This window comes from Paraburkholderia caledonica NBRC 102488, from assembly GCF_000685095.1.
Lineage (GTDB): Bacteria > Pseudomonadota > Gammaproteobacteria > Burkholderiales > Burkholderiaceae > Paraburkholderia > Paraburkholderia caledonica.
In genome coordinates, this window is record NZ_BAYE01000002.1 from 314,274 (window position 1) to 327,478 (window position 13,205).

Annotated in this window: 10 protein-coding genes; 8 read left to right on the forward strand and 2 right to left on the reverse strand. The window is 57.6% G+C overall.

What is annotated here, in order from left to right; translation table 11 throughout:
• Positions 1 to 83 precede the first annotated feature (83 nt).
• The 8 genes from BCA01S_RS05255 to dinB all read left to right on the forward strand — a co-directional run bounded on the left by BCA01S_RS05255 (position 84) and on the right by dinB (position 10,900).
• On the forward strand, positions 84 to 1,127 hold the full coding sequence (locus BCA01S_RS05255) for a glycosyltransferase (RefSeq protein WP_027776026.1): 1,044 nt from the start codon (positions 84 to 86) through the stop codon (positions 1,125 to 1,127).
• Between the two features lie 50 nt (positions 1,128 to 1,177).
• A complete protein-coding gene (locus tag BCA01S_RS05260; protein WP_027776027.1) occupies positions 1,178 to 2,185 on the forward strand; it encodes a glycosyltransferase family 2 protein in 1,008 nt (335 codons plus the stop codon).
• 108 nt (positions 2,186 to 2,293) lie between these two features.
• Positions 2,294 to 3,370, forward strand: a complete 1,077-nt coding sequence (locus BCA01S_RS05265; RefSeq protein WP_027776028.1) for a glycosyltransferase family 2 protein — start codon at positions 2,294 to 2,296, stop codon at positions 3,368 to 3,370.
• 206 nt (positions 3,371 to 3,576) lie between these two features.
• Complete coding sequence (locus BCA01S_RS05270; RefSeq protein WP_027776029.1) at positions 3,577 to 5,673, forward strand: HAD family hydrolase; 2,097 nt, start codon at positions 3,577 to 3,579, stop codon at positions 5,671 to 5,673.
• Positions 5,674 to 6,028: 355 nt separating this feature from the next.
• Complete coding sequence (locus BCA01S_RS05275; protein WP_027776030.1) at positions 6,029 to 7,345, forward strand: oligosaccharide flippase family protein; 1,317 nt, start codon at positions 6,029 to 6,031, stop codon at positions 7,343 to 7,345.
• A gap of 106 nt (positions 7,346 to 7,451) precedes the next feature.
• Positions 7,452 to 7,913, forward strand: a complete 462-nt coding sequence (locus tag BCA01S_RS05280) for a hypothetical protein (protein ID WP_027776031.1) — start codon at positions 7,452 to 7,454, stop codon at positions 7,911 to 7,913.
• Positions 7,914 to 8,197: 284 nt separating this feature from the next.
• Complete coding sequence (locus BCA01S_RS05285; protein ID WP_027776032.1) at positions 8,198 to 9,427, forward strand: YncE family protein; 1,230 nt, start codon at positions 8,198 to 8,200, stop codon at positions 9,425 to 9,427.
• Between the two features lie 327 nt (positions 9,428 to 9,754).
• Positions 9,755 to 10,900 carry a DNA polymerase IV gene (gene dinB, locus BCA01S_RS05290; RefSeq protein ID WP_027776033.1) on the forward strand — a complete coding sequence of 382 codons (1,146 nt, stop codon included), beginning with the start codon at positions 9,755 to 9,757 and terminating at the stop codon, positions 10,898 to 10,900.
• A 57-nt stretch (positions 10,901 to 10,957) separates the two neighbouring features.
• Here the strand turns inward: dinB and BCA01S_RS05295 are convergent, their stop codons facing one another.
• On the reverse strand, positions 10,958 to 12,457 hold the full coding sequence (locus tag BCA01S_RS05295; protein ID WP_027776034.1) for a heavy metal sensor histidine kinase: 1,500 nt from the start codon (positions 12,455 to 12,457) through the stop codon (positions 10,958 to 10,960).
• Positions 12,454 to 13,140 (reverse strand): heavy metal response regulator transcription factor, encoded by a 687-nt coding sequence (locus BCA01S_RS05300; protein ID WP_020066467.1) that lies wholly within the window; start codon positions 13,138 to 13,140, stop codon positions 12,454 to 12,456. Before BCA01S_RS05300 ends, BCA01S_RS05295 begins: the two co-directional genes overlap by 4 nt.
• Positions 13,141 to 13,205 lie beyond the last annotated feature (65 nt).

Below are 13,205 nucleotides of genomic sequence, written 5' to 3' on the forward strand. Positions count from 1 at the left end.
TCAGGTTGGCCCATAGCGCTGGTCGATGCAGCGCATCTCGCAGGTTCAAGGACTCTGATTCTTAGAGAAGCCGGAGGCAGTCGATGAACGCAGGACTGAGCGGATCTATGGCTAAAAAGGACCTCTTTTTCTCGATCGTCATCGCCAACTACAACTATGGGCATTTTCTTCGACAGGCTATTGAAAGCGCCTTGACGCAAGACTGGGATCGACTGGAAGTCATCGTTGTGGACGACGGATCGACCGACAACTCGGCCGACGCCATTCATTCGTTTGGTGAAAAAATCACGGCGATCTTCAAAAAGAACGGGGGGCAGCGGGACGCCAACAACGTAGGCTTCGCGAGAAGTACAGGCGACGTCGTCATATTCCTCGATGCTGACGACGTGCTAATGCCTGGTGCGTTGCGCGCCATTGCTTCAGTATGGCGAACCGGCCTCAGCAAGGTACAGGTGCTGATGGAGCGCGTCGACGCACAGGGCCGTCGCATACACAATGCGCTTCCAAAGGTTCGAAATGTGATCCCGAAGATCCCGCCCGGACTATCGTCCGAAGCGATCCGTCACTGGGCTTATGAAACGTCCGAATACCCTACGCCGCCCGGATCGGGAAATGCCTACGCACGCAGTTTTCTGGAAAGAATCTTTCCACTGGATGCGAGTTACGATTCGTTCACGGATTCAACCTGCATCGCCATGGCCCCCTACCTTGGCGACGTAGAAACGATCGCTGCACCGTTGGTGCTCTATCGCATGCACGGCGCCAATGACAGCGCCATGAGCGCGAGCACGAGCAACTTTGGACGAGAGATCGCGCGTGCGCTCAAGCGTCACAGCGCAGCCTGCAAGGCGTGCGCAATGACCGGCCGGCCGGCACCGCCGCTCAGCACCCTTTTTTGTGCACCTCACTTGTTGCAATTGCGCGTTGCCTCTTTACGGCTCACACCGCGACAGCATCCGCTGCCCGGTGACAGCAGAGTCAGGGCTCTGCGCGACGCCCTTTCCATTCCTTTTCGCGCGAGTTTCGAGCGCCCAGCCTTCCGCTGTCTTATCGCCGGTTGGAGCATTGCCACCTTGCTCGCACCGAAAAACATTGCCAGCACGCTAATCCGCCGACGGTTCATATGAAAGCGGTCCCAGGCCGTCAGATCCCTTCTTACCTTCGCGCGTGACAAATCATGAAGGACATGACAGTCATCATCTGCAATCACAACTACGAACAGTTCCTCGCAGAGGCAATCGATTCGGCGCTTGCACAGGACTACATGAGCACTTACGTCATAGTGATCGACGACGGATCAACAGACGGCTCGCGCGCAATCATCGAAGGCTATGGCGCTCGCGTTAGCTCCGTCTTCAAGAACAACGGCGGCCAGGTGTCTGCCTACAATTTAGGGCTGCATCTCGCCAGAACGGATTACGTGCTGTTCCTCGATGCTGACGACGTCCTTTATCAGGACGCCGTGTCGGAGGTGATGCAGCGCTTCGAGAGCGGAGATCTTGCAAAAGTGCAGTTTCAGCTAGACGTGATCGATCACACGAGTAAGCAGATGGGCGCTTATGTACCTCATTCTCGAATCGATGGTGATTGTCGAAAGCTTCTGCTCGATGGGTGGCTCTATCCGTCACCGCCGGCGTCTGGAAACGCCTACAGCGTCAGTGCTCTTAGAAAGATCTTTCCTGTACCCGAAACGGTCAAGGACCGATATGGCGCAGATTTCTATGCAATTTATGGGTCGGCTCTAGTTGGACCAGTATCGAGTATCCCGGTGTCACTCGGCGGATATCGCGTATATGCAAGCGCAGGGAGAGACGCATTGTTTGCTAACTCTGATCAGCAGGAAAAGGCCCCCAAGGCATTCCCGTCCCGCTGGGTTACCCTTCGGGAACTGGCCTGGTGTCGCATGGGAATGCAATTGCCGGCCGACTTCCACGATTTCGCATACGAACGAGCTCATTTCTATTCAAGCGTCTACCATGCTCCGTTGACGACCCGTTGGCGTTGGATGCTAAGAGATTCCCACCGGTATCTGCATGCCATTGTGGCGAACCCTTTCTGGAGCCTGAAGAAGAAATTGGGGACGCTCGCGCTATCCAGCTTGTGTCTTTTTCCATACTCCCCTGTCGCAGACTACGCGGTTCGCTACATCTGCAATCCACTGGCCCGGTGCAGCGCCGCCCGTTAGGAAGACGAACGGTGTTCACTCGTTATCACGGTTCGCGCATAACGAGGGCTTGAACTCAAGCCCTCCTCTGACGTTTAGTAAGCTTGTCTAACTTGGAACGGCGCTGAAATGCCTCATGACCAGTCACAGTCAACCGTCGGCGTCTCCAGCAACCAATACATGGCGGGCGAAGACCCTTCCTTTGCGCGATCCGCGGAGGATTGCGCGCATACAGAGAAGCCCGTCACACGGATAACGGATGCAGCGGCCCCGTCTGTCACTGTCGTCATGGCGAACTTTAACGGCGAGCGCTGGATCGGCGAAGCCATTCAGTCGGTCCAGAGACAAAGCCTTGAAGACTGGGAACTTATCGTCGCGGATGATGCGTCAACTGACGCTAGCGTGGATATCGTCCGCGCCTTTGCCGATAACGATTCCCGAATCAGGCTTCTGACCGCGTCGTTCAACGCGGGGCCGTCCACTGTGCGCAATCGTGCGCTGGAATGCGCGCGAGGACACTGGATCACGTTTTTGGACAGTGATGACGTCCTCGCGGAAGGACGCCTGGAGTCGCTGCTGCAGCGCGCGGAGAGTTCTGGTGCAGGCATCGTAGCGGACGATTTAGTTATCGTGGACGAGGAGGGCTCGCTCACTGGACATTCCCTACTGGGCCTTGAGAGCTTCAAAAGTTTCGATGCCGTTTCTTTGATCCGAGCGCCACGCCTCGCGTATCTTAAGCCTATGATCAATGCTGAACTCCTGGCCGGACTTCGGTATGAAGAGCGACTTCGTTCCGGAGAAGACTTCGATATCCTGTTGCGCTTATTGGCCAAGCACGATGCAAGGATAATTGTCTATCCGGCTATGGGTTACCGTTACCGGCGTCGTGGTGGTTCGCTTTCCTCTGACAAGTCGGCAGACCGACAGACGCTACAAGGCATGCTTGACGCAAATGCGCGGTTCCGCGCATCGCACGCACTTTCTGCAAGTTTGGCCGCCGCGTGTGCGCGCCGGCATCGGTCTCTCAAGGCATCTCTTCACTGGGTCGATGTGACCGAAGCGATTCATGAAAAGCGTTTCGCGACAGCCGTTAGACACGTAATCGATCACCCGGGAGTTCTCAGTTGCGTTATACAGTTCTTCAACAAGCGGCTTTCCCTACTCATATCTCGGAGCAAGCGCCGCGCTAGAACATTTGGCCTATGAACTGAGCGACGCGACAACGGCAGCCCTGCACCGCGTCCGTTTCTTGATTCATTCGCATCTCTTACACATCAGGTGAGGGATATGTTGCGTAAGCTCTCCTTTGACGCCATCTCCAACGTTACAGGTTCCAGAAGACCACATTGAGCGGCCGACAGGAAGGCGGTGTTGGCGAAAACCATTTCCTTTCTGAAGGGTGGAAGACACTGATGAATGCTACGAACCTTGTGCTCGAACGGGTCATCAATCAACGATTCGTGTCAGCGGGCATCCATCGGCTCTTCTCGGCCAAGCCTCCCTTGGAGGAGGCCGATGCGCGGCGAATATGGACCGGGAATGGGCTGGTTTCTTTTGACGCGTTCGACACCTTGATAACGAGGCCTTTGCAGAGGCCATCCGACATGTTCCTGCTAACGGGGTATCGACTGCAACGCGAATTCGGCTCGCTTATCAAGCCCGGCGAATGGCTGAGAATCCGGCAAGCAGCGGAGTTCAGGGCACGCAAGGCAGGAGTTGAGCGTGAAGTGACTCTCGACGATATCTACGCGGCCATTGCAGCGTCGTCGGGCTTGCCGCACGATGTACTGGAAGCGGCGCAGACCATTGAAGTCGATCTCGAGAAGCGCTTGATGCGACCCATCGCCGGTATGGTTGAGACTCTCAATCGCTTCTCGTCACTCGGAAGAACGGCGATTATTTCAGATATCTACTTTTCTCATCGTGACCTTGAAACGATGTTGAGAAGTTGCGGCGTGTACATCGGCGAGGGTGAACTTTTCGTTTCATGCGAGAGGGGCCGCGCAAAAAGGACAGGGTCGCTCTTTCCGCTTGCAAAGGGCAGTAGCAAGAGCCATCTACACGTTGGCGACAGCGTTTTTTCCGATGTCTTCCAGGCGTGGCGTGCAGGCGCTCACGTAGCACCGTTCTTCCTCGGGGCGCCTAGTCGCCTGGAGCGCGAACTCGGCAAGGGCGCGATTGAGCCGCACCTGCTCGGATCTGCGCTGTCGGGGAGCGCGCGCACCGCCCGGCTGCGTTTTACGGCTATCACTAGCCACGACCGGTCGATTGCCGAAATATCGGCGGGCTTCATGGGGCCGTTGCTCCTCGCGTTCGTAGTGTGGATACTGAAACAGGCCCGAAGCAGGAAAGTCGATAAGCTGTTTTTTCTGGCGCGTGACGGCCAGATCCTTATGTCGATTGCAAAGAAGATCGTGGCTCTATATGACATTCCGATCGAGCTGCGCTATCTGCACGTGTCTCGGCAATCGCTCCACTTACCCGCACTCGTCAACGTGTCCGACGGAGATCTGAGTCATTTCGGCTTCACGCCGGGAAGTTCTCTTTCTGACATATTGGAAAAGTTCGACGTGGATATCGAGCATCCGGCCATCGCCGGCTTGCAGCGACGTCTTCACATTAGCTCCCCTGATGCCCCGCTGAGCGCCTCTGATCTACAGCAATTGATGCAGCATATCCAGACGGACGATGAGGTGGTGAATCTCATCAATGCGACCGCTTCTTCTGCTCGACAACTGCTTCTTGACTATCTGGATCAAAAAGGATTTCTCGCCGACGGGAACGTCGGTGTCGTCGATATTGGATGGCGGGGAAATCTACAGCGGTCGCTGGCACAGGTCGCGTCCACCGGCGAAGCCAACTTTAGTCGGCGTCTGTCGGGTTTCTATTTTGGGCTTCATCGTCGCCCGGAAAACTGCGGTAGTCTCGACGACTATCTGAGCGAACCCTTCGCGGCGCCTCTACGGCCCTTCGTCCGAGGGCCGATATTTGAGGCCCTCTGTGCAGCGGACCACGGCACAACGACCGGTTATAAACGAGGAGGCGATGGCATCGTTTACCCAGAACTCCTTACTCAGGACAATCCGCAGGCCATGGCGTGGGGCCTGAGACTTCAACACAATGTGATCAATGCGTATGTCGATGACGTACTGGCTGTTCTCAGCGAGGCCGGTATCGACATACTTGATTCTTTGCAAGGGATCACGCAGGGAGCGGCCATCGTAACCAGACTCGTAATAGGCTCGCCCACCCGTAGCGAGGCGAGCGCACTAGGCTCCTTTCCTCATGCGAGCGATCAGCTGCACAGAGTGTTCGAGGAGGTCGCGCCGCCCCTGCCACTCAGCGCCCGCAAGTGGATGTCAAGGCTGGGTGCCAAAGATGGAAAACCCCTGATTTCGGAATGGCCCGAGGCCAGCGTAGTCCGGGCGGTGCCCGCTCTCGGAGCCGGGTTAATGCTGGGAAGTCTTGGCGTGGCGAGATGGTTGCGCACCCGGGCGATGGCCCGATAGTGCCGCCCCACGCTGCATCCAAGTATGCGGTAATAAAGCTGAGACACAGCCACGCTATCATGGGCGTCCACCGTGCAGAGAGAGAGAGCATCTGAAGGCGGCTGCGCGCGTTCAGACAGCCTTCGCGTGGTTTCAGCGCTGCACTTCCAGGCCCACCAGCATCCAGCTCACAAAGCCGGACCGACGGAGTCCATGCAGCGTAGCAGTACTTCCGCGATTCCAAGATGTCGACAGCGCGGATTGAGACAAGCAGACGTGCGGCCCGTTGTTAGGTTCCTGCTCCAGGCAGTAACCCGTCAGATCCGCCGTCGCGCTCTGTTGCGCTGAAAAGGCATCCTCCAGCCGGAGAAGCAGAATGGATAGACGAAAGAGCATCCGTACCGTTGGGTTCGTGTACGGCGGCTATGTGTTGAGATATCTGTACCTCATCATCGTCGTACCTTTTTACAGCAGGACGCTTGGCGTTGACGGATACAGCCGCGTGCTGGCGTCCATGTCGCTGATGAGCGTGATCTGGATGCTGGTCGCCTATGGCTTCGAGCCCGTCGGCATGCGGGACATATCAAAAGCACAATCGACCGAAGAATGTAATGAGATTCTGTCTTTGCACTTAAGCGCGCGTCTAGTGCATGCAATTGTGGGTGGGTGCGCGGGGCTCGTCGCCACAATGTGCTCTCCTGTACTGTCCCAGACACCTCTGATCGGTGTGATGGCCACGCTGTTGGGAATTGTGTCCGGGGCCAACCTCGGTTGGCTTTTTCAGGGCCGTCACCAGTTTCGAACGCCCATCATCATCGAAGTCTTCGGTTTCGCGTTGAGCCTGGTGCTGGTGCTGACAATCGTAAGAGGTCCTCGCGACGCAGTATGGGTCGTCGCGAGTCTACTCATCTCAGGTGTAGCGTCATCGGTTATTTCTTATGGGCTCGCAATCTCACAACTGGGATGGCCACGCCTCCGATGGACAGGCACCATTTCCCTGATGCGGAAATCAACGATGCTGTTCATCTACTCTTCCGCTTCGAGGGTTCTGACAGCTTCATCGACTTATCTTTTGACGCTACTATCTACGCCCGCCCAAGTGGGCTATTTTGGCGCGGCAGAACGTTTTGCAGCATTGAGCCTTGGATTGATGGGGCCGGCGGCCCAAGTGTTCATTCCTACCATCACGCGCCAACTCGCCCACGGCGACAAGGAAGGCGCGAACCAGACGACTCGGCGCGGCGCTATGCTGCTTATCGGATACGGATTGCTAGTATGTTGCGCCGCGCTTACCCTGTCCCCTCTTGTATTGCCTCTTATCCTCGGTGATTCTTTCGCGCAGAGCGCTCACATACTTCAAATCTTTGCTTTGATGTTCCCGTTTGCTGCATTCAACGAGTTCATCGCTGGTTACGTGTTTTTGCCCCGGAAAAAGGATCGCCTGCTTGCCACCGTCGGAATCGCATCCGCGTTCGTGAATATACTCCTCGCGCTTGTGCTCGCTCCCCACTACGGCGCCGTCGGACTCGCTTTCGCCCGGGTGATTGGCGAGACAACGCTCTCTGCCATGTTAATGGTAATCATGATTCGACTTCGACTCGTTCTTTTGATACCCGGTTGCGAGCGAGCGCTAATGTTTATCAGGAACGCGTGTGGGATACGTGATCCGGCGGCTGCCCCGAAGGACAAGTAATCAGGTTGCCGCCATCCCGCCGTTCAAGCGGCGCCTCCATTACCGGTATCGGTGATAGAACCTCCTACAATGGGGAATGATTTCAGTCTGAGGAGGCCGCATCGCCATGCAGCCCGGTGCCAATTTGAACCTGATCGACGTCGTTGGCTTGGTGGTCGGCGGCCTTGCTCTGTTTCTGCTCGGACTGGAACTCATGACGGGAGGACTGAAGGCCATCGCCGGTTCTCGTTTGCAGGCGCTGCTCGGCACGCTGACGGCGAACCGGTTTCGCGGCGTGCTCGCCGGCGCGGGCATCACTGCGCTGATCATGAGCGCCAATATCGGCTCGACGCTGACTGCGCAGATCATCGCCTTCAATATCTCGGCGATTACGCCATTCCTGCTCGCGGGCGGTTTTCTGCTGTACGGTTTCTCCAGGCGCCAACTGGTGCGCGAACTCGGCGGCGTTCTGCTTGGCCCTCGCCTGCTGTTTCTCGCAGTCATTTTCCGTCTGGCGAATGACATGATCGAGCATTTCAATGAGGTGGCCCGGCTGTCCCATGCCAACGTCAGAGCAGTCGATCATTGAACGATGTGCAGATGCCTAGTTGCAAAGTAATTAATAAGCGCTCCCGCACATATTCACCCATAGCAAACAGCCATGGTTTCTGATTCCAGATGGCATTCAAACGTTCAGGTATGCACAGGATGAAATATCAAACCTTATGGGAATCTTAAGCACAGTACCGACTACCTGGGAAAACGATAAGGATAGCTGCTCACGGAAATGCATAAGCTATAGAAACGTCTACTATCTCTTCCGGCGCGCGGTTGAGGTAGGTCTACTCCGACGACGACGATGGGAGGTGTACGATGCCGAAGCACATATTGGCGAATGCATTGTTGGCATCTGCGGCTATCGCGATTGCAGGTTGCGGCGGGGACCAACTCAGCATTAGCGGGCCGCATTATGTATCGGACATCGCGGTCCCGAACATCAAGGCCGGCGTAAACTTCTCATTCGACATCGGCGCTGTTTCAGGTAGCCGATACTACTTCACCGACAGGAATAACGCATCTCTGGATCAGATCGACATACCGTCGAAGACCTTTGTTAAGGCCATTCAGGGAAGCGGGCCGCTAGCGTTCACAGGGCTTGGCCCCGGGCCGAATTCGCAGGCGGGTCCGGACGGCGCGACACCTGTCGGCAACTTCATCTACGTGGGCGACGTGAACTCTGTGAAGGTGGTCGATCCCGCTGTGGGCGCCGTGACGAGCAAAATCACGGTTAGCACGACGGGCGTACGCGCAGATGAAGGTTGTCTGGATCCCACGCATGGCATCTTTATGATCTCCAGCCCGGAAGAGACGCCCCCGTTCGCCACATTCATCAACACGTCGACGCAGACCGTCGTCGCCAAGGTAACGTTCACGGACCTCTCCGGCAAGCCCACCGCGGGCCTCGAAGCGTGCCGGTACGACGCTGCCAGCGACAACTTCTATGTGAACGTTGACGGAAGCACGGCGAATCCTCATGGCGAACTGGTGAAATTGCCGGGAGCGTCCATTCGAGCAATACCGACCGGTGGCAGTCAAAACTACACGTCGCTAACGGGCGTCGCGATGTACTCCGAAGGCAATTGTGATCCCACAGGGCTGGCACTGGGGCCCGGCAGCGATATTGCGGTCGGATGTCGTGAAGGTACGACTGGCGCGCCATTGCTTTTGCAGATCTTCAACCGTTCGAACGGTGCACTGGTGGCGTCTCTGAACGCAGGCGGCGGCGATCAGCTTGAATATGATGCGCCCACCAATCGCTACTACAACGCGGCGAGCCGGTGGACGTCTTCTGGCAATGCGTCGACGAACGGCACCTGCTCGGCCGCGTCGCCATGTACGCCCGTGTTGACGATCGTCGACGCCGGCAATCGCAGTGTCGTCGCCCGTCTTAACACGGGCAATAACGCGCATTCGGTTGCGGTCGACTCAGCCACCGGGCTCATTTTCGTTCCGTACTCTTCCGCGACATCGCCGGCGGGATGTCCGGGTTGCGCGGCAAACGGGTTCGTCAATGGCGGGGTGTCGGTATTCGCCGCCAGGTGAGGCGTGGCAATGCTGTGGGCTTCACTTGCGCGGCATCTTCAGGCGCACCAATCGTAGATCGGAAGGCGGCGGGCCAACCTGGAGACAGGTCTCGCCGCGCGAACATGCCTTCAGCACTCGGTTGATGCGTCAGTCCAACGAACTCCCCTTCCCAACAAATCCGTCGGTCGAATTCCAAAGACCGTGACAAAGAACACTGTACGGATGTACAGTCCCGGTAAAATACCCTAAACGCACGTGCCCTTGCCGCCCGCACTTTCCGAAGGTGCGGGCGAGCGCCCCTTTGACCGGGCGGCACCACGAACGCCACTATTGAGCAAACACGGCATGCCAGATGAACGGCGCATAGCCCACATCGACATGGACGCATTCTTTGCGTCTTGCGAACTGTCGCAGTATCCAGAACTACGAGGCGAGGCCATGGTGGTTGCCGGTCGTCGCACGGACGCGCCGCGAACCAACCCTGACGGCACACGCGAATTTTCGCGCTTACGCGACTATGTCGGCAGAGGCGTCTTGACTACCGCCACCTACGAAGCGCGCGCGTTCGGAGTTCACTCCGGCATGCCCACCATGAAGGCCGCCCGGTTAGCGCCAGATGCGATTATCCTTCCGGTGAACTTCGACCTCTACCGAATGTATTCGCGACTGTTCAAAGATGCAGTGCGGTCGGTCACTTCGAGCATAGAAGACGTCGGTATCGACGAAGTGTACGCAGACGTCTCGCTCACGAGCGGCAGTTCAGAGGAAGTAGCGCGCAAGCTGAAATCGGCGGTGTTGGAAGCAACGAATCTCACCTGCTCCGTGGGAATCGCACCCAACAAGCTGCTTGCAAAGCTGTGCTCCGATATGCAAAAGCCCGACGGCATCACGATCCTGAAGTTCGAAGACGTGCAGTCCAGGATCTGGCCAATGGCCGCGAATAAGATCAACGGTATTGGCCCCAAGGCCAGCGCGAAACTTGCGTCATTGGGAATAACGACCATCGGCGGAATCGCTGCGTGCGACGAGCCGTGGCTCATAGAGCACTTTGGCCGAAGCTACGGTGCATGGCTTCGCAGAGTGTCCCACGGTCTTGATGAGAGACCTGTGGTGACATACAGCGAACCGGTCTCGATGAGTCGCGAGACCACATTCGAACGGGACCTGCATGCCGTACGGCATCGGCAGGAACTGGGCGCCGCATTCACCCGTCTGTGCGAACAGGTGGCAGCCGATCTGCAGAGAAAAGGCTATCTGGCGAGGAAGATCGGCATCAAGCTTCGCTTTAACGACTTCAAAACAGTCACGCGCGACATTACGCTTCCCGAACCCATTGCCAACGCAGAAGCGTTGCGGCGCGCGGCAACTGACTGCCTGAAGAGAGTGGAGCTCGTTAAATCCATCAGGCTGCTCGGAGTCAAGGCCGGCAACCTGCAACCCGCCGGACAAATTCCGCGTGACGAGTCGGTTCAGTTCACGCTTGATTTCTAGTTCATGCGTTCGCTTCCATGCAGCGTGACACGGAGCGGCGAAGCGGTGGCTACCCGTTCAGGCAGACTTTCCTTTTACTAGTGACGAATATGATGCTGGTGCCGGTGGAGTGTTTGCGCTCGCCGCACCATTTCCCACGCCATTCCCCGGCAGTTTCGCCGCATTCGAACGTACTGACAGCGTGACGCTCTCCGCAAGCGAAGCAGCGATCGAAAATGCAAACGTATTGACGCCGTTCGCGCTTTGCACCGACACGCTGCCGCGATGCATCTCCGCAATCGCCTTAACGATTGCGAGACCGAGTCCGTGGTTCTCGCGGCTATTGGTGCGCGACGCTTCAGCACGATAAAAACGGTCGAACAGATGTTCGAGCACGGCGGGCTCGATCGGCTCGCCGGGATTCGCAACTTCAATGCGCACCTGTTGCCCGTCCCGCACAATGCGCACGTTGATCTGCGCACCAGGCTGGCAATGCTGGATCGCGTTCATCAACAGATTCGTGCAGGCGCGACCGAACAGCGAGCGGTTCACATGCGCCGAGGCGTCGCCATGCAACCGCGCATGCACGCGAGCTTCTTCGAGTGGAATCTCCAGAAACTCCAGCGTGTGTGCAACTTCAGCCGCCAGCGATACTTCAACGAGGCCCGTTGCGCGCTCGCCCTGGTCGGCTCGCGCGAGGAACAGCATGTCGTTGATGATCGCGCGCATTCGTTCGAATTCTTCGAGATTCGACTGTAGCGTATGACGCAAATCGTCCACGGAGCGGTTGCGTGTCAACGCCACTTCCGTTTGCCCGATCAGGATCGTGACCGGCGTACGCAATTCGTGCGCGACGTCCGCATTGAAGGATTCGAGGCGGCAGTACGCACCGTCGAGACGTTCAAGCGCGCCGTTGAAAGAATTAGCGAGGTCATTCAATTCATGCGGCAACGACGTGGTGTTCAACCGTTGCGAGCGATTGTTCGGACTGACGGCGGACGCGTCGCGGGTGAGACGCGTCAACGGTGCGAGGCCGATGCGCGTCACCGAATAACTGAGCAGCAGCACCGCGAGGCTGCCAAGCGCCGACAGCGCCGCAAGCGCGAAGCCGAACACGCGCATCGTGCGAATGTTCGGCGAATAGCTCGATGCAACCTGCAACTGCATGGGGGGCCGCGTCGAATAGCCGGGAATGGACACCGTGGTGGTGAGCATGTCTTCACCGCCGCCCACCGGCCTCACGCGGGCGTAGCCGCCGGGCCAGGTCTTCACGGTCGAACCCTCGATGGGCTTGCCATAGTTGTAGGACGGCTCGATGCTCGTTACCGCATATACGGTGCTGCGGTCATGAGGCGTCATGTCGGTAAGCTTCTCGCGCGACATGCGCCATTTTTCAGGTGTCAGCCCGTGATTGCAGATGAGCCGCGCGATCTGGGCACGGTCGTCGAGCGACTCGCGCAAGTGGTTCTCGAGCTGCGAGCGCAACACCGCAAAAAGCCCCGCGCCGACGAGCGTAAATACGAACAGCGCGACGAGCGCGAACATCAGTGCGAGGCGCCGTGCTATTGAACGGTTCATGGCTGTTCCGCCTCTTCGCGCACTTCAAGCACATAGCCCATGCCGCGCACGGTATGCAGCAGTTTGGAAGAAAACGGGCCGTCGAGCTTCGCGCGCAATCGCTTGATCGCCGTTTCCACGACGTTAGTATGACTATCGAAGTTGACATCCCAGACGAGTTCGGTGATCGCGGTCTTCGACAGAATATCGCCTTGCCTGCGGGCCAAAACGCTTAGCAGCTGGAATTCTTTCGCGGTGAGATCGAGACGCACGCCCTCTCGCGTCGCGCGCCTTCCGATCAGATCGACGAACAGATCGCCAACTGAAATGAGCGTGGATTCCTGCGAGCGCGTGCGGCGCGCCAAAGCGTGCAGACGCTCGACCAGTTCGAGGAATGAGAATGGCTTGGTCAGATAGTCGTCGGCGCCTTCGCGCAGACCGCGCACGCGGTCGTTCACATGATCGCGTGCCGTCAGCATGATGACCGGCGTCGACTTGCGCATGCGCAGCGCCTTCAGCACGCTGAAGCCGTCGCGCTTGGGCAGCATGACGTCGAGCACGATCACGTCGTAATCGAACTCGGTGGCCAGATGCATGCCCTCTTCACCATCGAGCGCGACGTCCACGACCCAGCCCTGCTCTGTCAAACCGGAGCGCAGGTAGTCCACCACCTTGTGCTCGTCTTCAACAATCAGCAATTTCATGCGCGTCCCCTAGTGTCTGCATTATACGAAACGCCTCGTATTGCTTCCCGTGCACCGTGCCGGCC